The organism is Pseudomonas sp. B37(2017) (genome assembly GCF_002112885.1).
In the GTDB taxonomy this organism is placed as follows: Bacteria; Pseudomonadota; Gammaproteobacteria; order Pseudomonadales; family Pseudomonadaceae; genus Aquipseudomonas; species Aquipseudomonas paraglycinae.
On record NZ_NEIX01000004.1, the window covers coordinates 72,898 to 97,868 of the forward strand.

20 protein-coding genes and 1 pseudogene are annotated in these 24,971 nt (G+C 61.6%); 16 read left to right on the top strand and 5 right to left on the bottom strand.

Annotated elements, in window-relative coordinates:
• Nucleotides 1-25: 25 nt before the first annotated feature.
• The 3 genes from CAF90_RS12240 to edd form a co-directional block, all read right to left on the bottom strand.
• Complete coding sequence (locus CAF90_RS12240; protein WP_007951171.1) at nucleotides 26-757, bottom strand: response regulator; 732 nt, start codon at nucleotides 755-757, stop codon at nucleotides 26-28.
• Between the two features lie 79 nt (nucleotides 758-836).
• Nucleotides 837-1,793: a glucokinase gene (locus CAF90_RS12245; RefSeq protein ID WP_085606579.1), complete on the bottom strand. Its 957-nt coding sequence runs from the start codon at nucleotides 1,791-1,793 to the stop codon at nucleotides 837-839.
• Nucleotides 1,790-3,616 carry a phosphogluconate dehydratase gene (edd, locus tag CAF90_RS12250; protein WP_085606582.1) on the bottom strand — a complete coding sequence of 609 codons (1,827 nt, stop codon included), beginning with the start codon at nucleotides 3,614-3,616 and terminating at the stop codon, nucleotides 1,790-1,792. The genes CAF90_RS12245 and edd overlap by 4 nt, the downstream gene beginning before the upstream one ends.
• Before the next feature lie 220 nt (nucleotides 3,617-3,836).
• Here edd and gap point away from each other — a divergent pair, with 220 nt between their 5' ends.
• From gap to CAF90_RS12290, 9 genes and pseudogenes are all read left to right on the top strand, one after another.
• A complete protein-coding gene (gap, locus tag CAF90_RS12255; RefSeq protein ID WP_007951174.1) occupies nucleotides 3,837-4,838 on the top strand; it encodes a type I glyceraldehyde-3-phosphate dehydrogenase in 1,002 nt (333 codons plus the stop codon).
• 119 nt (nucleotides 4,839-4,957) lie between these two features.
• Nucleotides 4,958-5,476: an RNA polymerase sigma factor gene (locus CAF90_RS12260; RefSeq protein WP_007951175.1), complete on the top strand. Its 519-nt coding sequence runs from the start codon at nucleotides 4,958-4,960 to the stop codon at nucleotides 5,474-5,476.
• Nucleotides 5,477-5,599: 123 nt separating this feature from the next.
• Nucleotides 5,600-6,565 carry a FecR domain-containing protein gene (locus CAF90_RS12265; protein ID WP_085606584.1) on the top strand — a complete coding sequence of 322 codons (966 nt, stop codon included), beginning with the start codon at nucleotides 5,600-5,602 and terminating at the stop codon, nucleotides 6,563-6,565.
• A gap of 122 nt (nucleotides 6,566-6,687) precedes the next feature.
• Nucleotides 6,688-9,273 (top strand): TonB-dependent receptor, encoded by a 2,586-nt coding sequence (locus CAF90_RS12270; protein ID WP_085606586.1) that lies wholly within the window; start codon nucleotides 6,688-6,690, stop codon nucleotides 9,271-9,273.
• Between the two features lie 111 nt (nucleotides 9,274-9,384).
• Nucleotides 9,385-9,981, top strand: coding sequence for a biliverdin-producing heme oxygenase (locus CAF90_RS12275; RefSeq protein WP_007951178.1), 597 nt, complete (start codon nucleotides 9,385-9,387; stop codon nucleotides 9,979-9,981).
• 162 nt (nucleotides 9,982-10,143) lie between these two features.
• A complete protein-coding gene (locus tag CAF90_RS12280; RefSeq protein WP_085606588.1) occupies nucleotides 10,144-10,539 on the top strand; it encodes a YbaN family protein in 396 nt (131 codons plus the stop codon).
• A 453-nt stretch (nucleotides 10,540-10,992) separates the two neighbouring features.
• Nucleotides 10,993-12,000: pseudogene (locus tag CAF90_RS29870) on the top strand (HAMP domain-containing protein); the annotation flags it as partial.
• 102 nt (nucleotides 12,001-12,102) lie between these two features.
• Nucleotides 12,103-12,858 (top strand): methyl-accepting chemotaxis protein, encoded by a 756-nt coding sequence (locus tag CAF90_RS29875; RefSeq protein WP_371320921.1) that lies wholly within the window; start codon nucleotides 12,103-12,105, stop codon nucleotides 12,856-12,858.
• Between the two features lie 197 nt (nucleotides 12,859-13,055).
• Nucleotides 13,056-14,405 (top strand): CoA transferase, encoded by a 1,350-nt coding sequence (locus CAF90_RS12290; protein WP_085606590.1) that lies wholly within the window; start codon nucleotides 13,056-13,058, stop codon nucleotides 14,403-14,405.
• Nucleotides 14,406-14,418: 13 nt separating this feature from the next.
• Here the strand turns inward: CAF90_RS12290 and CAF90_RS12295 are convergent, their stop codons facing one another.
• Both CAF90_RS12295 and arcD (CAF90_RS12300) read right to left on the bottom strand, forming a co-directional pair.
• A complete protein-coding gene (locus CAF90_RS12295; RefSeq protein WP_085606591.1) occupies nucleotides 14,419-15,270 on the bottom strand; it encodes a DNA-3-methyladenine glycosylase in 852 nt (283 codons plus the stop codon).
• Nucleotides 15,267-16,694, bottom strand: coding sequence for an arginine-ornithine antiporter (arcD, locus tag CAF90_RS12300; protein ID WP_085606593.1), 1,428 nt, complete (start codon nucleotides 16,692-16,694; stop codon nucleotides 15,267-15,269). Before arcD (CAF90_RS12300) ends, CAF90_RS12295 begins: the two co-directional genes overlap by 4 nt.
• Nucleotides 16,695-17,144: 450 nt before the next feature.
• Here arcD (CAF90_RS12300) and arcD (CAF90_RS12305) point away from each other — a divergent pair, with 450 nt between their 5' ends.
• From arcD (CAF90_RS12305) to gcvH, 7 genes are all read left to right on the top strand, one after another.
• On the top strand, nucleotides 17,145-18,572 hold the full coding sequence (gene arcD / locus CAF90_RS12305; RefSeq protein WP_085606595.1) for an arginine-ornithine antiporter: 1,428 nt from the start codon (nucleotides 17,145-17,147) through the stop codon (nucleotides 18,570-18,572).
• 34 nt (nucleotides 18,573-18,606) lie between these two features.
• The gene (gene arcA, locus CAF90_RS12310; RefSeq protein ID WP_085606597.1) at nucleotides 18,607-19,863 is read left to right on the top strand and encodes an arginine deiminase; all 1,257 of its coding nucleotides are present in this window, start codon (nucleotides 18,607-18,609) and stop codon (nucleotides 19,861-19,863) included.
• A gap of 69 nt (nucleotides 19,864-19,932) precedes the next feature.
• Nucleotides 19,933-20,943, top strand: coding sequence for an ornithine carbamoyltransferase (locus CAF90_RS12315; protein ID WP_085606598.1), 1,011 nt, complete (start codon nucleotides 19,933-19,935; stop codon nucleotides 20,941-20,943).
• Nucleotides 20,944-21,085: 142 nt separating this feature from the next.
• Complete coding sequence (gene arcC, locus CAF90_RS12320; protein ID WP_007951187.1) at nucleotides 21,086-22,015, top strand: carbamate kinase; 930 nt, start codon at nucleotides 21,086-21,088, stop codon at nucleotides 22,013-22,015.
• A gap of 62 nt (nucleotides 22,016-22,077) precedes the next feature.
• Nucleotides 22,078-22,440 (top strand): DUF5064 family protein, encoded by a 363-nt coding sequence (locus CAF90_RS12325; RefSeq protein WP_085606600.1) that lies wholly within the window; start codon nucleotides 22,078-22,080, stop codon nucleotides 22,438-22,440.
• Between the two features lie 198 nt (nucleotides 22,441-22,638).
• Nucleotides 22,639-24,147, top strand: a complete 1,509-nt coding sequence (locus CAF90_RS12330) for a sigma-54-dependent transcriptional regulator (protein ID WP_085606603.1) — start codon at nucleotides 22,639-22,641, stop codon at nucleotides 24,145-24,147.
• 433 nt (nucleotides 24,148-24,580) lie between these two features.
• Nucleotides 24,581-24,964: a glycine cleavage system protein GcvH gene (gene gcvH / locus CAF90_RS12335; protein WP_007951190.1), complete on the top strand. Its 384-nt coding sequence runs from the start codon at nucleotides 24,581-24,583 to the stop codon at nucleotides 24,962-24,964.
• The last annotated feature ends 7 nt before the right edge of the window (nucleotides 24,965-24,971 follow it).

The window sequence follows — 24,971 nt, forward strand, 5'->3', positions numbered from 1 at the left end:
TTTGCGCGCGGTGGTGCGCAGGAACTCAGTGACCATTGCCGGCAACCACATTGGCTGCCAGCTGGTAGCCGCTGCCACGCACGGTGCGGATCAGGCGCGGAGGCTTTTCGGTGTCGCGCAGACGCTGGCGCAAACGGCTGACGGCCATGTCGACGATGCGGTCGAGGGGCATCAGGTCGCGGCCACGGGTGGCGTTGCCGATGGTGTCGCGGTCGAGGATTTGCTGGGGGTGATCGAGGAACAGTTTCAACAGGGCGAAGTCGGCGCCGGACAGAATCACTTCCTCGCCGTCGGTGTGGAACAGCCGATGGCTGACCATGTCCAGTCGCCACTCATCGAACGCCAGCACTTCACTGCCGCCGCGTTCCTGACCGAATTGGGCGCGACGCAGCAAGGCCTTGATCCGGGCTTGCAGTTCGCGGGGGCTGAAAGGTTTGCCGAGGTAATCGTCGGCGCCGAGTTCCAGGCCGATGACCCGGTCGGCTTCGTCGGAACTGGCGGTGAGCATGATGATCGGCACCTGGGCCTGACGCGGATGCTGACGCACCCAGCGGCACAGGCTGAAGCCGTCTTCATCGGGCAGCATCACATCGAGGATCACCAGATCGCTCGGCGCTTCGTTCAGCGCCTGACGAAAACCGGCGCCATCCGCCGTGGCCCGTACCTGAAAACCCGCGCGGGTCAGGTAGGTTTCCAGCAACTCGCGTATCTCCTGGTCGTCATCGACCAACAAAATCGACTTGTTGACTGAGCTCACTTCGAAGGCATCCTTGTTGTTGGAATTGGGCGGATTATGCCTGATGTGTCGAGGGTTCCCACGCTCGGCGTGGGAATGATCATTTACCGGATTGTTCGAGCGCGACTCCTGCACCGACGAGCCCCGAGTAAGGCGCCGTCACCAGCCACACAGGAATCCCCTTGAAGTAATCGCTCATGCAGCCCTTGTCGGCGAAGCTGCGGGCGAAACCGCTTTCGAGGAAGAAATCGGCGAAACGCGGAATCACGCCGCCCACGATGTACACCCCGCCACGGCCGCCAGTGGTCAGCACATTGTTGCCGGCCACGCGACCGAGCCAGCAGCAGAACTGCTCCAGCACTTCCAGGGCGATCGGGTCGCCTGCAAGTCCCGCCGCCGTGATTGCTTCCGGCGTATCGAGTTTCGGTTCATGACCATCCACCGCGCAGATCGCCCGGTAGACCCGCGGCAAGCCGCCGCCGCTCAACGCGGTTTCCGCGCTGACATGGCCGATTTCGTTGTGGATGTGTTGCCAGAGCTGGGTTTCACGCGGACTGCTCAGCGGCAGATCGACGTGGCCGCCCTCGCCCGGCAACGCGGCAAACCGCCCTTCACCCAGATCAAGCAAGGTACCGACGCCCAGACCAGTGCCCGGGCCGATCACCACTGCCGGGCGCAATGGCTCCGGCGTGCCTTCGCAGACCACGCGGAATTCGCCGGGCTGCAAACGGGTCATGCCCAGCGCCATCGCCGAGAAGTCGTTGACCAGCAACAACTGCTCGACCTGCAAGGTCTGGCAGAACGCCTTGCGGCTCAGGCGCCAGTGGTTGTTGGTGAACTTGAATTCATCACCGCTCACCGGCCCCGCCACCGACAGGCACACCGAACCGATGGCGCCCGGCGCCAGACCGAGCCCGCTCAGGTAGAGGCTGATCGCCTCTTCCGGGCTGGCATGGTCGGCCGTGGCCAGCACCTGAACCGATTCGAGCTGCTGATCTTTCCACAACGCAAACCGCGCGTTGGTGCCTCCGATGTCACCGACCAAAGCCAGTTTCAATTAAGCGTCTCCAGGGCAGAAGTGAAGGCGCTGGCGCCCTGCTCCGCCGAGCTGAAGGCCAAACGCATGAAGCCAAACAGTTCGCGACCGCTGCCGATGTTGTTGCCCAACAGGCCTTTGGCAGGTTCGCGCGCTGCGAATTCGGCGGCGTCCACCTTGAGTTCCAAGGTGCCTTTGACGCCATCGACGCGGATGATATCGCCCTCTTGCACGCGCGCCAAAGCGCCGCCTACATAAGCCTCGGGGCTGACGTGAATCGCCGCCGGGATTTTCCCGGATGCGCCGGACATCCGCCCGTCCGTCACCAGTGCAACCTTGAAGCCGCGATCCTGCAGCACGCCGAGGAACGGCGTCATCTTGTGCAGTTCCGGCATGCCGTTGGAACGCGGGCCCTGGAAGCGCATCACCGCGACAAAATCCTTCTCCAGCAGACCGGCCTTGAAAGCGTCGGCCAGATCCTGCTGATCCTGGAACACCATCGCCGGTGCTTCGACGATCTGGTTTTCCAGCGCCACGGCGGACACCTTCATCACGCCGCGACCGAGGTTGCCTTCCATCACGCGCAAGCCGCCCTCTGCCGAGAACGCACGGGCCACCGGGCGCAGGATGTTTTCGTCGAGGCTGTCGGTCGGGCCTTCGCGCCACACCAGCTTGCCATTATCGAGGAACGGCTCCTTGGTGTACTGGCTCAGGCCGTGGCCGAGCACGGTGTTGACGTCTTCGTGCAGCAGGCCGGCTTCCAGCAGTTCGCGGATCAGGAACGACATGCCGCCCGCCGCCTGGAAGTGGTTGATGTCAGCCTTGCCGTTCGGATAGACGTGGCTCAGGGTCGGCACGACTTCGGAGAGGTCGGCCATGTCCTGCCAGGTCAGTTGAATGCCCGCCGCCATGGCGATGGCCGGCATGTGCAGAGTGTGGTTGGTCGAGCCGCCGGTGGCGTGCAGCGCGACGATCGAGTTGACCAGCGCCTTCTCGTCGACGATTTCGCCGATCGGCATGAAGTTGCCGTTCTGTTTGGTCAGGCGCGTGACCTGGTGCGCGGCTTCGCGGGTCAGGGCGTCACGCAGCGGCGTGTTCGGGTTGACGAACGACGCGCCCGGCAAGTGCAGGCCCATGACTTCCATCAGCAACTGGTTGGTGTTGGCGGTGCCGTAGAACGTGCAGGTGCCCGGGCTGTGGTAGGACTTCATCTCCGATTCCAGCAGCTCTTCGCGGGTCGCCTTGCCTTCGGCGTACTTCTGCCGCACGTCGGCTTTTTCCTTGTTGGAAATCCCCGAGACCATCGGCCCGCCCGGGACAAAGATCGTCGGCAGGTGACCGAAACGCAGGGAGCCCATCATCAGGCCCGGCACGATCTTGTCGCAGATGCCGAGCATCAGCGCGCCGTCGAACATGTTGTGCGACAGCGCCACCGCCGTAGACATCGCGATCACTTCGCGGCTCGGCAGGCTCAGCTCCATGCCCGGCTCGCCCTGGGTCACGCCATCGCACATCGCAGGCGTGCCGCCGGCGAACTGGCCGACCGAGCCGATTTCGCGCAGGGCGTTCTTGATCTGTTCCGGGAAAACTTCGTACGGCTGGTGCGCCGAGAGCATGTCGTTATATGACGAAACAATCGCGATGTTCGCCGAGTTCATCATCCGCAGGCTGTGCTTGTCTTCGCTGCCACACCCGGCCACGCCGTGGGCGAAGTTGGCGCATTGCAGTTTGCCGCGCATCGGCCCGTCAGTTGCAGCGCCGCGAATCAGCGCAAGGTAAGCCTGACGCGTGGCGCGGCTGCGGGCGATAAGCCGTTCGGTGACCTCAAGAACGCGGGGATGCATGTGTAGAACTCCAGGCTAACGGATGTGGCGACCTGATTGTCTATGCTGATCAAAAGCCCGTTCGCGTGGGATGACGAACGGTTTTCTTGATCATTCGGACCAGTTGATTCAGGTCACTCGTTGTAGATAAAACAAAATATTGCCACTAAAAAGGCTTGTTTTCTATTTTTATGCGAATAATCTTGTAATTCCAACAACAAAACGACGGCGGCGCTGTTCAATGACTCTTCGAATCGCAATCAATGGTTTTGGCCGCATCGGCCGTAATGTCCTGCGCGCACTGTATACCCAAGGCTATCGTCAGGATTTGCAGATCGTCGCCATCAACGATCTGGGCGACAGCGCGATCAATGCACATCTGCTCAAGTACGACACCGTTCATGGCACATTCGACGCCGAAGTTGCTCACGACAACGAGAGCCTGACCGTCAACGGCGACCGCATTTCGGTCAGCGCCATCCGCAACCCGGCCGACCTGCCATGGGCCGCGGAAAAGATTGATGTGGTATTCGAATGCACCGGTCTGTTCACCGACCGTGCCAAAGCCGCCGCGCATATTACCGCCGGCGCACGCAAAGTGATTATCTCAGCCCCGGCCAAAGGCGCCGATGCCACCGTCGTTTACGGTGTGAACCACGACATCCTGCGCCAGTCGCACCAGATCATTTCCAACGCGTCGTGCACCACCAACTGCCTGGCCCCGGTGGCCCAGGTGCTGCACCGCGAACTGGGTATCGAAAGCGGTCTGATGACCACCATCCACGCCTACACCAACGACCAGAACCTGACCGACGTTTACCACACCGACCCGTACCGCGCCCGCTCCGCCACCCAGAACATGATCCCGAGCAAGACCGGCGCCGCCGAAGCCGTGGGCCTGGTGTTGCCGGAACTGGCGGGCAAGCTGACCGGCATGGCCGTGCGCGTACCGGTGATCAATGTGTCGCTGGTTGACCTGACCGTGCAACTGAAGCGCGAAGCCTCGGCCGATGAAGTCAATGCACTGATGAAAGCCGCGAGCCAGCATTCGAAGATCCTCGGCTACAACACCCTGCCGCTGGTATCGAGCGACTTCAACCACAACCCGCTGTCGTCGATCTTCGACGCCAACCACACCAAATCCAGCGGCAAACTGCTGAAAGTGCTGGCCTGGTACGACAACGAGTGGGGCTTCTCCAACCGCATGCTCGATAACTGCCTGGCGCTGTGCAACGCGGAATAAAACCGCTGCCGCCGTTTTGAGAGCGGGCAAAAGCTTTACCAACCTTTGACAAATCAACACTTGACCACTCGGGCGGATGATAAGCATTATCATTCGCTCGAAATGGATCAGGTCTTCCCGTGAGTCAATCACACTTCAACCACGTCTTCCTCGCCCAGCGCACTTCGCTGCTGCGGACCCTGGAACGGATGGTCAACAACCACAGCACCGCCGAAGACCTGTTGCAGGAAACCTACCTGCGCGTCACCCGGGCGCTGAGCGAACGGGCCATCGATCACCTTGAACCCTTTGTCTTCCAGACCGCGCGTAACCTGGCGCTGGACCATTTGCGTGCGCGCAAGATTCATTCGCGCACCATGGTCGACGACGTGCCGCAGGACGTGGTGCACAGCGTCGCCGCCCCCGCCAGCAGTGCCGAAGACGCCGCCCACGCCGAACAATTGCTGGAGCGCCTGAACGTGAGCCTCGGTGAACTCAGCCCCCGCCAACAGCAAATCTTCATCCTCAGCCGCCTGCACGGGCACAGCTATCAGGAAATCGCCGAAGAACTGAGCGTGTCCCTCAGCACGGTGCAGAAAGAACTCAAACTGATCATGACCATCTGCATCGGTGTCGCCGAACGCTTGAACGGCGACTGATCTGCAAGCCTTGTCGGTTTTCGACAGGATCGACTGCACTGATCATCGGGCTTTGTTACCCTTGCCCGACTTTTACGCTTCACTAAAAAAACAGCCGTGCACAGACACTGCCGAGGAAACACCGTGACGGACATCCACCGCTCCCCTTCGCCTTCATCGGCGCAGGACGCCGCAAGCGCAATGGACCAGGCTCTGGACTGGCTCATCGTGCTCGGCAGTCCGGACGAGGAGCAGACCCGGCAATTCCATGCCTGGCTGGCGGCCGATCCGTTGAATGCCGAGGCGTTCGCCAAGGCCCAGGCGATCTGGGACGGCCCGCAGATCGCCCAGTGCGCACAGAACCTCGCAGCCAAACCGAAGAAAGTCACCGTCCTCACTCGTCTGCGTCCGCACTGGAAACCGCTGGCCACCGCCGCGGTGCTGCTGCTTGGCCTGTTCAGTTTCAGCAACCTGCCGATGCGTTTACAGGCCGATCACCTGACCGTGGTCGGCGAGCGTCAGCGCCTGCAGCTTGAGGACGGCTCGAAAGTCCTGCTCAACACCAATTCCGCGTTCTCCAGCACCATCAACGATCAGCAGCGAGTCGCACGGCTGTATCAGGGCGAAGCGTTTTTCGAGATCCCGGCCAGCCGCAGCCAGCCGCTGGAAATCGATGCCGGCCCGGTGAAAGCCAGCGTGCGCGACACCGCATTCGCCGTGCGTTATCTGGACGGCGTGGCGCAGGTGCGGGTGCAGCGTGGCGATGTCGATCTGCGGGCGACCCGTGACGATGCCCGTGTGCGTCTGTCTGCCGGGGAAAGCATCCGCATCGGCCCGAACGGTTTCGACCGCCCGGCCAAGGTCGACGCCGCCACCGATCTGGCTTGGGTGCAGGGTCGGCTGATCTTCGAAAACTGCCCGCTGAATCAGGTGCTGGCCGAACTGCGCCGTTACTATCCGGGTTTCATCATCAACACCAACGAACAGTTGGCCGACGTCGCCGTCACTGGCAATTACCGTCTCGACCAGCCGCTGGACGTGGTGCGTTCGCTCGCTCATATCACCTCGGCCAAGCTTCAGGAATTCCCGGCGCTGGTGATCTTGAACTAAATGAGAACTATTTTTACTCGATAGCCAAAGCTCGTTCGTCTCGTTATAGCCAATGCAATTGATTCGCATCTCGCGAGATCAATCAGCACCTATAAAGATTCGTGCGACACGGAGCGCTATCGATGTCCTCTCGCCTTACCCGCCAGACTTCTTCCCCTTCCCGCGTGCTGTCGCTGCTGACCGCCGCCATCCTGATGGCCGGCACCGCGCCGCTGATGGCCGCCACCGAACAGCCGACGCGCAACATGGGCGATTACTCGTTCGCCATTGCCCAGCAGCCGCTGGTGTCGGCGCTCAACGCGTTCACCGCTGTCACCGGGTGGCAGGTCGGATTGCCGGCGCAATTGGGTCAGGACGTTTCGTCGCCGGGCGTGCGCGGTTCGCTGCCACCGGAGAAAGCCCTGGAGCGCCTGTTGGTGGGGACCAACCTGAGCTTCCGCAAACTGAGCAACAACAACGTCGTGCTGGAAAAACGCGCCAGCAGCGGCGCGCTTAACCTCGATCAGGTGACCATCAGCGCCACCCGTCAGGAACAGTCGATCAACAGCGTGCCGGCCACCGTCACCGTACAGACCCGTCAGGATCTGGACCGCAACAACGTCAACACCATCAAGGATCTGGTGCGCTACGAGCCGGGCGTGTCCGTCGGCGGCGCCGGCCAGCGTGGCGGGATCAGCGGCTACAACATTCGCGGCATCGACGGCGACCGGATTCTGACTCAGGTCGACGGCGTCGAAGTGCCGGACGGTTTCTTCAATGGCCCGTACGCCAAGACCCAGCGCAACTACGTTGACCCGGAAATCGTCAAACGCGTCGAAATCCTTCGTGGCCCGGCCTCGGTGCTGTACGGCAGCAACGCCATCGGCGGCGCTGTCAGCTACTACACCCTCGACCCGGACGACATCATCAAGCCCGGCAAAGACGTCGGCGCTCGCCTGAAAACCGGCTACAGCTCCGCCGACGAGAGCTGGCTGAAGTCCGCCACCGTCGCCGGTCGCGCCGACCAGTTCGATGGCTTGCTGCACTACAGCCAGCGCGACGGTCATGAAACCGACTCCTACGGCAGCAACAACGGCACCGGTCTTGAGCGCACCGCCGCCAACCCGGAAGACGTGAAAGCCACCAACGTGCTGGCCAAGATCGGCTGGAACTACAACGAAGGTTCGCGCCTGGGCCTGACCTACGAAAAGTACAAGGATGATCGCGACACCGATCAGAAAAGCGCCTACGGCGGCCCGTACTTCAACGGTGCTCCGACGATCCCGGACAGCGTGCTGCCCGGCGGCATGTACCAGTGGCGCACCGGCAACGACACCATCACCCGCGAGCGTTTTGGCCTGGAGCACAGCTTCGAGTTGAACAGCCTGCTGGCGGACAACGTGAAGTGGAGCCTCAACCACCAGACTGCCAAGACCGACCAGAGCACCGACGAGTTCTACTACCCGATCACCCGTAAAGTGCTGCGCACCCGCGACACGATCTACGAAGAGAAACAGTGGGTCTTCGACGCGCAACTGGACAAGGCTTTCAGCATCGGCGCCACCGATCACGTGCTGACTTACGGCACCACCATCAAGCAGCAGAAAGTCACCGGCTCGCGCAGCGGCGACGGCAAGTGTCTGGCAATCGGTCGCGGCTGCACCGCCATCGGCGCCACCAGCGCGGCTGACGTGCTGAAAAAATCCAGCGACTTCCCGGACCCGACCATCAACACCTACAGCCTGTTCGCCCAGGATCAGATCAGCTGGAACAACTGGACCTTCCTGCCGGGCCTGCGCTACGACTACACCCAGCTCAAGCCGCACATCACCCAGGAATTCCTCAACACCGTGGCCGCTGACGGCAACGGCACGGTCAGCGACGAGAACAAGACCTGGCATAAAGTCTCGCCGAAATTCGGCCTGACCTACGCCCTGACCGAAAACTACACCTGGTACGGCCAATACGCCGAAGGCTTCCGCACCCCGACCGCGAAAGCGCTGTACGGCCGCTTCGAGAACAGCACCACCGGCTACAACGTGGCGCCGAACCCGGACCTGGAACCGGAAAAGAGCAAAAGCTATGAAACCGGTCTGCGCGGCAACTTCGAGCAAGGCTCGTTCGACGTGGCGGTGTTCTATAACAAGTACCGCGACTTCATCAACGAAGACGCCGTCACCCCGGGCTACAGCGAGCTGACGTTCCAGTCCAGCAACATCAAGCACGCCACCATCAAGGGTGCTGAAGTCAAAGGTCGCCTGAACCTGGATTCCTTCGGCGCGCCGCAAGGCCTGTACACCCAGGGTTCGATCTCCTACGCCTACGGACGCAACAACGACAACGGCGAGCCGTTGAACAGCGTCAACCCGCTGACCGGCGTATTCGGCCTCGGTTACGACCAGGACAACTACGGCGGCCTGCTGAGCTGGACCGTGGTCAAGAAAAAGGATCGCGTCGACGACAGCAACTTCAAGTCGCCGGACGGTGTGAGCAGCCAATTCAAATCGCCGGGCTTCGGCATTCTCGATCTGGCCGGTTATTACAAGGTCACCGACGACGTCACCGTCAGCGGCGGCATCTACAACCTGACCGACAAGAAATACTGGCTGTGGGATGACGTGCGCGGTTACGACAGCGTCGGCGAAGCGTCGGTGACACAACCGGCCAACCTCGATCGCCTGACCCAGCCGGGTCGCAACTTCGCGATCAACCTGGTCTGGGATATCTGATCCGGATGACCTCACGGCGCGCATGCATTGCCGCGTCGTGAGGTTTTTTTACTGTCCGGCGCTTGCCCGTACGTCTCGTTATCAAGCGCCTCTTCTTTTCAAGGACATCTCATGAGCACCCCGGAAAAAGCCCTGCGTTCGCAACGCCTGAACCAGATCACCCACGAGCCGCACAGCAAGCTCGATGCCCTGGTCAAGGCCCATGCGCCGTTCGAGACCCGCGCCAATTTCGCCCGTTTCGTGGTCGCGCAGTACCTGTTCCAGTCGGAACTGGTGTCGCTGTACAACGATGCCGAACTGACCGCGATCGTCCCTGACCTGCCGGCCCGCTGCCGCGCCGAAGCGGCCAGGGCCGACCTCGCCGACCTCGACACCGAAGTGCCTGCGCCAGTCGCCGGCGCGGTGAAGAACCCGAGCAAGGCCCGCGCCCTCGGCTGGATCTTCGTCTCTGAAGGTTCCAAGCTCGGTGCTGCGTTCCTGATCAAACGCGCCGTAGCGCTGGAGCTGAGCGAAACCTTTGGCGCCCGTCATCTGGGCGAGCCTGAAGGTGGTCGCGCCGAAGGCTGGAAGAGCTTCGTGCGTACCCTCGATTCGCTGCAATTCAGCGCTGAAGAGGAAGCCGAAGTGGAGCAAGGCGCGATCGATGCGTTTAACCGCTTCACGGTGCTGCTGGAACAGGCTTACTCGACTGAAGCCGAACCGGCCTGAAGCCACGCGACTCCCCAATGTGGGAGCGGGCTTGCTCGCGAATGGGATCTGTCATTCAACATTGAAGGTGACTGATACACCGCTTTCGCGAGCAAGCCCGCTCCCACATGGGAACAGCGCAAGTCTGTAGAATCCCCGTTTCGCCTCACGCACTTCGAGCCCATGCCCCAACCCGCCTCCTCCCGACTCGCCCGCCTGCTGTTCGGTCTGCTCGCCTATGTCAGCCTCGGCATCGGTCTGATCGCCATCGTCGTGCCCGGCCTGCCGACCACCGAGTTCATCCTGCTCGCCGCCTGGGCCGCGACCCGCAGTTCGCCGCGCCTGAGTGCCTGGCTGGAAAACCATCGGCTGTTCGGCCCGATCCTGAGCAACTGGCGCAACGGCAAGATCATCGCCCGCAAGGCCAAGGTCAGCGCCACGGTCAGCATGCTGCTGTGTGCCACGCTGATGCTGGTGATGCTCGATCACGGCTGGCCGATTTATCTGGCGATCGCGGGGATGACGATGGGCAACCTGTGGATCTGGTCACGACCGGAAGCGTTGCCGAAGATTTCCTGATTTTTCCCTTGTTTTCAGGGCTTTTACCCGCGCAAACGTTTAGCCATGACCGTTCGTCGGCATGCCGCTCATGCGCCCTCGCCCCGCGCCGATGAGCATTGAATGGCGCTGAATGGATTTGGCGAATCGGGCACCTCCCTGCCCCGCAGCCAACAGTTCATTCATTCGCGAGAACGTCCCATGTTCGACTCTCTGTCCATCCGCCTGAAAATCGTCCTGCTGTCCGGCCTGTGCCTGCTCGGCGTAGTCGCGCTGATCGTCGGCATCAACATCTACCAGACCAACCAGAACGACGAACTGGTCAGCCAGTCGAGCAGCAAGATGCTCACCGCCAGCGTGCAGGATCTGCTGCAGGCCAAGGCGGCCGAGCAGGCGGTGCAAGTGCAGAAAACCTTCGGCGAAAGCCTGTTGGTGATCACCGCACTGGCCGACCAGATCAAGGACATGCGCGCCATGGCCGCCAAGCGTTCGCTGGACGCCGGCGCCCTGCGTGAAGAGTTGAACCTGAGCCTGAAGACCGCGTTCGAGCGCAACAGTAAAGTGCTCGGCATCTGGCTGGCCTTCGAACCCAACGGGCTGGACGGCAAGGACAGCGAGTTCGTCAACGACGCCGCCCGCCAGTCCAACGAAGCCGGGCGCTTCGCCACCTACTGGAGCCGCGCCGCCGGTTCTGCGCTGAACACGATCATGGTCGAAGAAGACATGACCAAGACCACCCTCAGCCTCAGCGGCACACCTTACAACAGCTGGTACACCTGCCCTCGCGACAACAAGCGCACCTGCCTGCTCGATCCTTACGCCGACACCGTAGGCGGCAAGGAAATGCTCATGACCACCATTTCCGTGCCGCTGCTGGTGGACGGCAAGGCCATCGGCGTGGTCGGCATCGACATCGCTCTCGATGCGCTGCAAGCGGCGGCCGTGGGTTCCCAGCGCGACCTGTTCAACGGTGCCGGGCACATGCTGATTGTCTCCGGCAGCGGCGTGTTGGGTGCCTACAGCACCGACGCGACCAAGGTCGGCAAAGGCATCGCCGAAACCCTCGGCGCCGAAGGCAAGGACATCCTGCAACTGCTGAGCGCCGGCACGCCGAAGATTCTCGAACAGGGCGACCTGATCCGCGCCGTGTACCCGGTCGATCCGATCGGCAATTCCCGAGCCTGGGGCGTGGTCATCGACCTGCCGAAACAAGTGCTGCTGGCCGACTCGGTCAAGCTGCAAGCCGTACTCGACGACGCGCAGGAAACCGGCACGATTACCACCCTCGCCGTTGCAGTGATCGCCGGTCTGATCGGCCTGGTGCTGATCTGGCTCACCGCCTCCGGTGTGACCCGTCCGATCAACAGCGTTGCCGAGATGCTGAAGAACATCGCCAGCGGTGAAGGCGACCTCACCCAGCGTCTGAACTACACCAAGAAAGATGAACTGGGCGAACTGGTGAACTGGTTCAACCGTTTCCTCGACAAGCTGCAACCGACCATCGCCCAGATCAAACAAAGCATCACCGAGGCCCGTGGCACCGCCGATCAGTCGTCGGAAATCGCCCGCCAGACCAGCGAAGGCATGCAGGTGCAGTTCCGCGAGATCGATCAGGTGGCGACTGCGTCCAACGAAATGAGCGCCACTGCCCACGACGTCGCCAACAGCGCCTCGAATGCGGCCAACGCGGCGAAAGGCGCCGACCAGTCGGCCAAGGACGGGATGTCGATCATCGAACGCAGCACCCGTGACATCAATCAGCTGGCGGACGAAGTCAGCAAAGCGGTGACCGAGGTTGAAGAGCTGGCGGTCAACAGCGAGCAGATCGGCTCGGTGCTGGAAGTGATCCGCAGCATCGCCGAACAGACCAATCTGCTGGCGCTGAACGCCGCGATCGAAGCGGCCCGTGCCGGTGAAAGCGGTCGTGGTTTTGCGGTGGTGGCCGACGAAGTCCGTAACCTCGCCAAGCGTACTCAGGATTCGGTGGAAGAAATCCGCGTGGTCATCGAACGCATCCAGACCGGCACCCGTGGCGTGGTCGCGACCATGCACTCGAGCCAGACCCAGGCCCATAACAACGCCGGGCAGATCCGCCAGGCCGTGGACGCCCTCGGCAAGATCAGCGACGCGGTCACCGTGATCAGCGACATGAACCTGCAAATCGCCAGCGCCGCCGAACAGCAAAGCGCCGTCGCCGAAGAGGTCAACCGCAACGTCTCGGCGATCCGCACCGTCACCGAAACTCTGACCGAACAGGCCACCGAATCGGCGGCGATCAGCAGCCAGCTCAACGCCCTCGCCAGCCAGCAGATGAAATTGATGGATCAGTTCCGCGTCTAGAACATCACTTTCATCCCTTGTGGGAGCTTGCCTGCAAGCGATGGCGGTGGATCAGTCGAGACATCTATCGGCAGACACTCCGCTATCGCTTGCAGGCAAGCTCCCACAGGGATTTGTGTTGACTAGGGAGATTAGGTTTTTCATCTAACTCCATATTCTTTTGCACTATGATCAGGCCCTCTTCCGGAGGGCCTTCGATGACTGATCTGCTCACGTCCATTCAAGCCGCACTCGGCTTGTCCACCATGCCGATTCCGTTCACTGCCGAGGGCGCCCTGCCTTCGGCGTTTGCCGTCACCGACCTTGCCTGCGCGAGCATTGCCGCTGCCGGGCAAGCCGTCGCCGAACTCCTTCAGCAGCAAACCGGCGACTTGCCCAGCGTAGAAGTCGACCGCCGCCTCGCCTCGTTCTGGTTCGCCACCTCGCTGCGACCGATCGGCTGGGAAGTGCCGCCGCTGTGGGATCCGGTGGCCGGCGACTACGCGACCAAAGACGGCTGGATCCGCCTGCACACCAACGCCCCGCATCACCGCGCCGCTGCTGAACGCGTGCTCGGCGCCTGTGCCGACCGCGCGGCGATGGCGGCGAAAGTCGCGCAATGGGCCAGTGCCGATCTGGAGCAAGCGGTAGTCGAGGCCAAGGGTTGTGCGGCTGAAATGCGCAGTTGGGAACAGTGGCAGAAACATCCGCAAGGGCTGGCGGTGAATGCCGAACCCTTGGTGCATTTCAGTGACGGGAAAGAAGAAAGTCATCAATCATGGCAAGGCTCGTTGGCGCGGCCATTGGCCGGGCTCAAGGTGCTCGACCTGACCCGCGTACTGGCCGGCCCGACCGCCAGCCGTTTTCTTGCAGGGTTGGGCGCCAACGTGCTGCGCATCGACCCGCCGACCTGGAACGAACCCGGCGTGGTGCCGGAGGTGACCCTCGGCAAACGTTGTGCGCGACTGGATCTGCACGAGCCGGCAGATCGCGCAGTGTTCGAAAGTCTGCTCAAGGATGCCGACATTCTGCTGCACGGCTATCGCGCCGACGCCCTTGAACATCTCGGCTTCGGCGTCGAACGCCGCCGACAACTGGCGCCGGGGCTGATCGATGTCTGCCTCAACGCCTACGGCTGGAGCGGCCCGTGGCAGAACCGTCGGGGCTTCGACAGTCTGGTGCAGATGAGCAGCGGGATTGCCGAGGCCGGGCAGCGCTGGAAGCAGGCGGACAAACCGACACCGCTGCCGGTGCAGGCGCTGGATCACGCGACGGGGTATCTGATGGCGGCGAGTGTGATCCGGTTGCTGGCTGAACGGTTGCGCAGTGGTCGAAGTGGATCGGCACGGTTGTCGCTGGCGCGGACGGCGAAGTTGTTGGTTGAGCGTGGGGCTGGGACGGATGAAACGTTGCGTCCGGAAAATCCACAGGATCAAAGCTCGCTGGTGGAGCAGACACCTTGGGGGCCGGCGCATCGGCTACAAGCGCCGCTTCGCATCGCAGGAACGCCGTTGCAGTGGGCATTGCCGGCGACCGAGTTGGGCTCACATCCAGCACAATGGTTTTGAAGGCGTGCGGATATCAATCCGCACGACTCAAAGACGCCCACAACACCTGCGCCGCATACCCCCGAAACGGCCGCCAGGCCTCTGCCCGAACAGACAATTCCCGCGCCGTCATCCGCTCCCCTTCCAGCACCTCCAACGCCCGCAGCAATCCCACGTCGCCAGTCGGAAACCCGTCCATATCCCGCAACTGCCGCAGAGCGATGTACTGCGCCGTCCAGTCACCAATCCCGTGCAGCGCCAGCAAGCGCGCCGTCCCGGAGGCAAACAGCAGCGGATCGTCCAGCGACGCCTGCGCCACCCCGGACAAGGTGCGCCCGCGACTTTTCGGCATCCCCAGCGCCGCCAGATCAGCGACCGCCAAAACCGACGCCTGAGGAAAGACATGAGTCAGCCCCGGCACTGAAGAACGCAAAGGCTCGCCATACTGCGCCACCAGTTTCCCCGCCAGCCGAATCGCTCCGACCACAGTGATCTGCTGTCCCAGCACCGCCCGAAACGCCAACTCCAAACCATCCCACGCTCCCGGCACCCGCAACCCCGGGCGCTCGGCGATCAGCCGCGCAAGCAGCGGATCTGCTGCCAGATGCCGCTGCATGGTCGGCAGATCCGCATCCAGATCAAACATCCGTCGCAAGCGCGCAACAATCTCGGAAACCGCCGACGGATCCGGGAAATCCAGTTCCACCTCCAGCGCATCACCGTCACCGGGCCAGACCGAAACCGTGCCGTGAAGCCCGTTCAACCCGATGCTGCGCGAATACACGCCATCGACCACCGTCTCCATCCCCGTCACCGCCCGCGCTGCAAGAAATCCGAGCATTGCCGGCCAGCCAAAGGATCCCTGATAGTCGAGCCGTAACCTCACAGAGACAACACGCCGCTGTACAACCCGTAGGCCGCGAGCCCGGCCCCGGCGATGACGCAGGTGAAAATCCCCTTCTCGAGCGTAGTGAACAGCGGCTCGCCCTGCTCATGCTTGGCCTTGGCGAACAGGATCACCCCCGGCGCATACAGCAGCGCCGACAGCAGCAGGTATTTCACCCCGCCGGCATACAACAGCCACACCGCGTAACACAGCGCGATACCGCCGATCAGCAGATCCTTGGTGCGTTCGGCGGAGGCATGTTCATAGGTTTCGCCCCGCCCGCTCAACAGCACCGCATAGGCTGCCGACCACAGATACGGCACCAGTATCATCGACGAGGCGAGGTAAATCAGACTGGTATAAGTGCCAGCGGAAAACAGCGTGATCAGCAGGAAAATCTGGATCATCACGTTGGTCAGCCACAACGCGTTGACCGGCACATGGTTGGCGTTTTCCTTTTTCAGGAACGCCGGCATCGTATTGTCCTTGGCGGTGGCGAACAGGATCTCCGCGCACAACAGCGCCCACGACAGCAACGCACCGAGCAACGAAATGGCCAGTCCCACACTGATCAACAACGCGCCCCATGGCCCGACAATGTGTTCCAGCACGGCGGCCAATGACGGGTTCTGCAAGGTCGCCAGTTCCGGCTGACTCATGATCCCCAGCGACAACACGTTGACCAGCACCAGCAGCGCCAGCACACCGATAAAACCGATCACCGTGGCCCGTCCGACATCCGTGCGTTTCTCCGCCCGCGCCGAGTAAACGCTGGCGCCTTCGATACCGATGAACACGAACACGGTCACCAGCATCATGTTGCGCACCTGATCCATCACGCCGCCGAAATTCGGGTTGCTGCGGCCCCAGATGTCGCGGGTAAACACGTCCGCCTTGAACGCCACGGCGGCAATGACCACGAACATGATCAACGGAATGATCTTGGCCACGGTGGTCAACTGATTGATCAGCGCGGCTTCCTTGATCCCGCGCATCACCAGAAAGTGCACCGCCCACAGCAGCACCGAGGCGCAGCCGATGGCAATCGGCGTGTTGCCCTGACCGAACACCGGAAAGAAGTAGCCGAGGGTGCTGAACAGCAACACGAAATACCCGACGTTGCCCAGCCAGGCGCTGATCCAGTAACCCCACGCCGAAGAAAAGCCCATGTAATCGCCAAACCCGGCCTTGGCGTAGGCATACACGCCGGAGTCCAGTTCCGGTTTGCGGTTGGCCAGGGTCTGGAACACGAAGGCCAGAGTGAGCATGCCGATCGCCGTGATGCCCCAGCCGATCAGGATGGCCCCGGCATCGGCCCGGGCTGCCATGTTCTGCGGCAGGGAAAAAATCCCCCCGCCAATCATCGAACCCACCACCAGGGCGATCAGTGCGCCAAGGCGCAGCTTTTGCGTCGGTTGCGACATTCCAGCGTCTCCAAGTTCCAGAGCGGCGAATGCCGCGAAACCGTTATGCAACCGGCTTTTAACTAAATGGATAAAGCGTAATGACGTTTATTGAATAACGCCAACTTGCGCCCTTTATATATAGCCATTGGCGCTAACGCCCTAGCACGCTCAGACAGTTTTGTGCGCGAATCCTAATAAATCAATTCTGTACTGAAAACAGCGGTGAAAAATTTGCCAAAACCTGAAAAGGAACTAGCGTGATAATTCGAAAGTAATAGGATCCATTCTTAACCACTTTTTACAAAACGCCTCTAGGACGGGCCTTCCAGACAATAGCTTTATGCCTCCAGACGTTTCATAAGTCATTCATTAACAATGGAATGTGACTATGCACTGATCTAAGTCAGCTGTTTGAAAAGCCAACAGAACTACGCTGTGAACTCTTCTCTCCTGCAATGGAGTCATGCAATGTCTGAAGCTCCCGGAAAACTACGACTAGGTGCACTGGTTGCATTGGTAGTCGGTTCAATGATCGGTGGCGGGATATTCTCTTTGCCACAAAACATGGCCGCCAGTGCCGACGTCGGCGCGGTACTGATTGGCTGGGCCATCACCGCTGTCGGCATGCTCACCCTCGCTTTCGTCTTCCAGACCCTCGCCAATCGCAAGCCTGACCTGGACGGCGGTGTCTACGCCTACGCCAAGGCCGGATTCGGCGATTACATGGGCTTCTCGTCCGCTTGGGGTTACTGGATCAGTGCCTGGCTGGGCAACGTCGGTTACTTCGTTCTGCTGTTCAGCACCTTGGGTTACTTCTTCCCGGTTTTCGGGGAAGGCAACACCGTTGCAGCCGTGATCGGCGCCTCTGTCCTGCTGTGGGGCGTGCACTTCCTGGTGCTGCGCGGGATCAAGGAAGCGGCGTTCATCAACCTCGTGACCACCGTCGCCAAGGTCGTGCCGCTGCTGCTGTTCGTGTTGATCGCGGTCTTCGCCTTCAAACTGGACATCTTCACCGCCGACATCTGGGGCGTGAAAAACCCGGACCTGGGCAGTGTGATGAACCAGGTGCGCAACATGATGCTGGTCACCGTGTGGGTGTTCATCGGCATCGAAGGCGCGAGCATCTTCTCGGCCCGGGCGGAAAAACGTTCGGACGTCGGCAAGGCGACCGTGATCGGGTTCATCACCGTGCTGCTGTTCCTGGTGCTGGTGAACGTGCTGTCGCTGGGCATCATGACTCAGCCGGAACTGGCCAAACTGCAGAACCCGTCGATGGCCGCCGTGCTTGAGCACGTGGTCGGTCACTGGGGCGCGGTGCTGATCAGCGTCGGTCTGATCATCTCGCTGCTGGGGGCGTTGCTGTCGTGGGTGCTGCTGTGTGCGGAGATCATGTTCGCCGCCGCCAAGGACCACACCATGCCGGAGTTCCTGCGCAAGGAGAACGCCAACCACGTGCCGGTCAACGCCCTGTGGCTGACCAACGCGATGGTGCAGCTGTTCCTGATCATCACCCTGTTCTCGGCCAGCACTTACCTGTCGCTGATCTACCTCGCCACTTCGATGATTCTGGTGCCGTACCTGTGGTCGGCGGCCTACGCCCTGCTCCTGGCGGTGCGCGGCGAAAGCTACGAAGGCTTCGCGGCCGAACGGCGCAAGGACCTGATCATCGGCGCCATCGCCCTGATCTACGCGGTCTGGCTGCTCTACGCCGGCGGCGTGAAGTACCTGCTGCTGTCGGCCCTGCTCTATGCCCCCGGCGCGATCCTGTTCGCCAAGGCCAAGCTCGAACTCAAACAACCGGTTTTCACCAACGTCGAGAAGCTGATTTTCGCCGCAGTGGTCGTGGGCGCCCTGGTGGCAGCCTACGGACTGTATGACGGCTTCCTGACTCTGTAATTGCCCAACGTTTTCTCTCTGGAGGATCACTGAAATGACCACGGAAAAAGCTAAGTACGGCGTCCATTCCGAAGCCGGCAAACTGCGCAAAGTCATGGTTTGCTCCCCAGGTCTGGCCCATCAGCGGCTGACCCCGAACAACTGCGATGAACTGCTGTTCGATGACGTGCTGTGGGTCGCTCAAGCCAAGCGCGACCACTTCGACTTCGTGACCAAGATGCGTGAGCGCGGGATCGACGTGCTGGAAATGCACAACCTGCTGACCGACATCGTCGCCATCCCCGAAGCGCTGGACTGGATCCTCGAGCGCAAGGTCACCGCCGATTCGGTGGGCCTGGGCCTGATCAACGAAGTCAAATCCTGGCTGAAAAGCCTGGAGCCGCGACACATCGCCGAGTTCCTGATCGGCGGCGTGTCCGCCGATGACCTGCCGGACAGCTTCGGTGGCAAGACCATCCAGATGTTCCGCGACTTCCTCGGCCACTCCAGCTTCATTCTGCCGCCGCTGCCGAACACCCAGTTCACCCGCGACACCACCTGCTGGATCTACGGTGGCGTGACGCTGAACCCGATGTACTGGCCGGCGCGCCGTCAGGAAACCCTGCTGGCCACCGCCATCTACAAATTCCATCCGCAATTCACCAACGCCGAGTTCGAGATCTGGTACGGCGACCCGGACAAGGATCACGGCAGCTCCACTCTGGAAGGCGGCGACGTGATGCCAATCGGCAACGGAGTGGTCCTGATCGGTATGGGCGAGCGCTCGTCGCGTCAGGCCATCGGCCAACTGGCGCTGAACCTGTTCAAGAACAAGGCCGTGGAAAAAGTCATCGTCGCCGGCCTGCCGAAGTCCCGCGCGGCGATGCACCTGGACACCGTGTTCAGCTTCTGCGACCGCGACCTCGTCACGATCTTCCCGGAAGTGGTCAACCAGATCGTCGCCTTCACCCTGCGCCCTGACGAAAGCAAACAGGGCGGCATCGACATCCGTCGCGAAGAAGGCACGTTCCTCGACGTCGTGGCCAAAGCCCTCAACCTGCCGAAACTGCGGGTCGTCGAAACCGGCGGCAACAGCTTCGCCGCCGAACGCGAGCAATGGGATGACGGCAACAACGTGGTGGCCGTGGAGCCGGGCGTGGTCATCGGCTACGACCGCAACACCTACACCAACACCCTGCTGCGCAAGGCCGGGGTCGAGGTCATCACCATCAGCGCCGGCGAACTGGGCCGTGGCCGTGGCGGCGGCCACTGCATGACCTGCCCGATCGTGCGCGACCCAATCGACTACTAAACGACCATCTCCCCGGCCGCACTGACCCTGTCGCGGCCGGGCCGATTACCGAATCCAAGGAGAATCATCATGGCGTTCAACATTCACAACCGTAACCTGCTCAGCCTGGAACACCACACCCCACGTGAGCTGCGTTACCTGCTCGACCTGTCCCGCGACCTCAAGCGCGCCAAATACACCGGCACCGAGCAGCAACACCTGAAGGGCAACAACATCGCCCTGATCTTCGAAAAAACCTCGACCCGCACCCGCTGCGCGTTCGAAGTCGCCGCTTATGACCAAGGCGCCAACGTCACCTACATCGACCCGAACTCTTCGCAGATCGGCCACAAGGAAAGCATGAAAGACACAGCCCGCGTGCTGGGTCGCATGTACGACGCCATCGAGTACCGTGGCTTCAAGCAGGAAATCGTCGAAGAGCTGGCCAAGTTCGCCGGCGTGCCGGTGTTCAACGGCCTGACCGATGAATATCACCCGACCCAGATGATCGCCGACGTGCTGACCATGCGTGAGCACGCCGACAAGCCGATCCATGAGATCAGCTACGCCTACCTGGGCGACGCGCGCAACAACATGGGCAACTCGCTGCTGCTGGTCGGCGCCAAACTCGGCATGGACGTGCGCATCTGCGCGCCGAAAGCCCTGTGGCCCCACAATGATCTGGTGGATCGCTGCAAGAAATATGCAGAGGAAAGCGGCGCCCGCATCACCCTGACCGAAGACCCGAAAGCTGCGGTCAAAGGCGTGGACTTCATCCACACCGACGTCTGGGTATCGATGGGCGAGCCGGTGGAAGCCTGGGCCGAGCGTATCCAGCAACTGCTGCCGTATCAGGTCAACGCCGAGCTGATGAAAGCCACCGGCAACCCGCGCACCAAGTTCATGCACTGCCTGCCGGCGTTTCACAACAGCGATACCAAGGTCGGCAAACAGATCGCCGAACAGTATCCGCACCTGAAAAACGGCATCGAAGTGACCGACGACGTGTTCGAGTCGCCTGCCTGCATCGCCTTCGAGCAAGCGGAAAACCGCATGCACACCATCAAGGCGATTCTGGTGTCGACTTTGGCTGATCTGTAACCCGACTTTGGCACTGATCGTTCCCACGCTCTGCGTGGGAATGCCGCCACGGACGCTCCGCGTCCGCTGTGACGCAGAGCGTCACGGGATGCATTCCCACGCGGAGCGTGGGAACGATCAACACGAAAAAAGGACATGCACCATGCGTATCGTCGTAGCTCTGGGCGGTAACGCCCTGCTCCGCCGTGGTGAGCCGATGACCGCTGACAACCAGCGCGCCAACATCCGCATCGCCACCGAGCAAATCGCCAAGATCCATCCCGGCAATCAACTGGTCATCGCCCACGGCAATGGCCCGCAAGTCGGCCTGCTGTCGTTGCAGGCAGCGGCCTACACCTCCGTCACCCCTTACCCGCTGGACGTGCTCGGTGCCGAAACCGAAGGCATGATCGGCTACATCATCGAACAGGAACTGGGCAACCTGCTGGACTTCGAAGTCCCGTTCGCCACCCTGCTCACCCAGGTCGAAGTCGACGCCAACGACCCGGCCTTCAAGAACCCGACCAAACCGATCGGCCCGGTCTACGAGAAAGCCGAAGCGGAAAAACTCGCCGCCGAAAAAGGCTGGGCCATCGCCCCGGACGGCGACAAGTTCCGCCGCGTGGTCGCCAGTCCACGGCCGAAACGCATCTTCGAAATCCGCCCGATCAAGTGGCTACTGGACAAGGGCAGCATCGTGATCTGCGCCGGCGGTGGCGGCATCCCGACCATGTATGGCGCTCACGGCAAGCTGCAAGGCATCGAAGCGGTGATCGACAAGGACCTGTGCTCGGCGCTGCTGGCCGAACAGCTGGAGGCGGACTTGCTGGTGATCGCCACCGACGTCAACGCGGCGTACATCGACTTCAAGAAACCCACCGAGAAAGCCATCGCCCAGGCCCACCCGGACGAACTCGAACGCCTGGGCTTCGCCGCCGGTTCCATGGGGCCGAAGGTGCAGGCAGCCTGTGAATTTGCGCGCCATACTGGCAAGGTCGCGGTGATCGGTTCGCTCTCGGACATCGAAGCCATCGTCCAGGGCACCGCGGGTACGCGGGTCAGCACGGCAGCGCCGGGCATCACCTACCGATAAAAAGAAACTCCGGGGGCAGACCTCAGGTCTGCCCTTCTCCCATGCCTTGAAAGGAGAAAACCATGGCCCAGTTCGAACCCGGTCATTTGCATATCGAGCGGCATGCGTTGACCCAAGATGACGTCAACTACAACATCCGCCTCGAATACGAAGTGTCGCAGGATCCGCAAAAAGGCAAAGGGATACAGTTCCGGCTGGTTGGAAGCATTCAGGGCAAAGAGGTCAACGAGCCCTTCTTCCTGCCGAAGGAAGAGGCCTACAACTTCGCTCGCAACGTGACGCAGATCGCCGAAAAATACGGCATTCCCAAGAGCCACAGCCAGATTGGCTCGGTGCACAAGCATTACGATTTGATGTTTGAAGACATCCGCATGAAGTTGAATATGAAATCCGGGGATCCGGTCAATCCCGAGCATTTCGAGTAACCCTTTTCTAATTATCGTTCCCACGCTCTGCGTGGGAACGCCGCCATGGACGCTCCGCGTCCACTGTGACGCAGAGCGTCACGGGATGCATTCCCACGCAGGAGCGTGGGAACGATCAGCGCAGGACGCAGATTTCACCATTTCCCCGCCCCAAGGCATACTTGCCCCCCTCCGCACTCCAGAACCCAGAACCGCCCCATGCGTATCCACGTCAGCTTCATCGACCGCGTCGGCATCACCCAGGAAGTCCTGGCCCTGCTCGGTGGGCGCAATCTCAATCTGGATGCGGTGGAAATGGTTCCGCCGAACGTCTACATCGACGCCCCGACCCTCAGCCCGCAAGTGCTCGAAGAACTCAAAGATGCGTTGTTCCGGGTACGTGGCGTAGAGGCCGTAGTAGTGGTCGACATCCTCCCCGGTCAACGTCGGCACTTGCAGCTCGACGCGTTGCTCGCGGCGATGACCGACCCGGTGCTGGCGCTGGACAGCGCCGGCAAGGTGCTGCTGGCCAACCCGGCGCTGATTGCCTTGTACGGTCGCGAGCCGGCGGGTGAAAGCGTTTCGGAACTGTTCAACGATCCGGGCCTGCTCGAAACCCTGCTCGAACAAGGCTTCCGCCTGCCGCTGCGAGAAATCACCGTCAACGGCCAGACCCTGTTGCTCGACGCCACACCGATCACCGACGCCGGCGCCCTGCTGACCCTGTATCAACCCAACCGCATCGGCGAACAACTCTCGGCGCTGCATCACGATCACGCCGAAGGTTTCGATGCGCTGCTCGGTGAATCGCCGCCAATCCGCACACTCAAGGCCCGCGCGCAGCGGGTGGCGGCCCTCGATGCGCCGCTGCTGATCCAGGGCGAAACCGGCACCGGCAAGGAACTGGTGGCCCGCGCCTGCCACGCCATCAGCGCCCGGCACAGTGCGCCATTCCTCGCACTGAACTGCGCGGCCCTGCCGGAGAACCTCGCCGAGAGCGAACTGTTCGGCTACGCCCCCGGCGCCTTCACCGGCGCACAACGCGGCGGCAAACCGGGGCTGATGGAACTGGCCAACCAGGGCACGGTGTTCCTCGACGAGATCGGCGAGATGTCGCCGTACTTGCAGGCCAAGCTACTGCGCTTTCTCAACGACGGCAGCTTCCGTCGGGTCGGCGGTGATCGTGAGGTAAAGGTCAACGTGCGCATCCTCAGCGCCACCCACCGCGACCTGGAGAAAATGGTCAGCGAAGGCCTGTTCCGCGAAGACCTGTTCTACCGCCTCAACGTGCTCAACGTCGAAGTGCCGCCACTGCGCGAACGCGGTCAGGACATTCTGTTGCTGGCGCGCTATTTCATGCAGCAGGCCTGCGCGCAGATCCAGCGCCCGGTCTGCCGCCTCGCCCCGGGCACTTACCCGGCGCTGCTCGGCAACCGCTGGCCGGGCAACGTGCGGCAATTGCAGAACGTGATCTTCCGCGCCGCCGCGATCTGCGAAAGCAGCCTGGTAGACATCGGCGACCTCGACATCGCCGGCACCTCGGTGGCGCGCCAGACCGACACTGACGTCGACAGCCTCGAAGAAGCCGTGGAAGCGTTCGAGAAATCCTTGCTGGAAAAGCTCTACGTCAGCTACCCCTCGACCCGCCAACTGGCCAGCCGCCTGCAAACCTCGCACACCGCGATTGCCCATCGGCTGCGCAAGTACGGCATCCCCAACAAGCCCTGAACCGTACTCGGTCAAAAATGTGGGAGCGGGCTTGCTCGCGAATGCGGTGTGTCAGTCACCATAAATGCTGGCTGACCCGATACCTTCGCGAGCAAGCCCGCTCCCACAGGGTATGTGGCGGATTCGAAATCCGTTCAAAAGCGACCTCCTTCTGTACTGAAAGCGCTACAGCGGAACGATATCGATACACCCTCCTCCGATCACCGCTGTGCAAGGCTTTGATCCGGTTCAGCTTTTTTCTTCGCCCCGCGCTGTAGCGATTTCGCTACAGCTAACCTGATCGCGCTCGCCAACAAATCAATCAAACCATTGATTTATAACGATATTTTTACGTTGGCCGCGTTCTTGCTAAGTAACCGCTCATAAAATCAGGGCATTGCCGCCCGAGTATTCCACCGCGTCCACCAGACGAGTCTGGCCCCTAGGAGATTCCATGAGCGAGTTGCGTTTTACTGAAGATCACGAATGGCTGCGCGCCGAAGCCGATGGTTCTGTCACCGTTGGCATCACCGCTTTCGCGCAGAACGCCCTGGGCGACGTGGTGTTCGTGCAACTGCCTGAATTGCAGGCTTACGAGAAAGGCGCTGAAGCCGCCACCGTGGAATCGGTAAAAGCCGCCAGCGGCGTTTACATGCCACTGGACGGTGAAGTCCTGGCAACCAACCCGGCCCTGGAAGACAGCCCTGAGCTGGTGAACGAAGACCCGCTGGGCGAAGGCTGGTTCTTCCGCTTCAAGCCGGCCGACGCTTCCGCCGTCGCCAAGCTGCTGGATCAGGACGCCTACGACCGCCTGATCAAAGCCCAAGCCGAAGCCTGAGGAATCT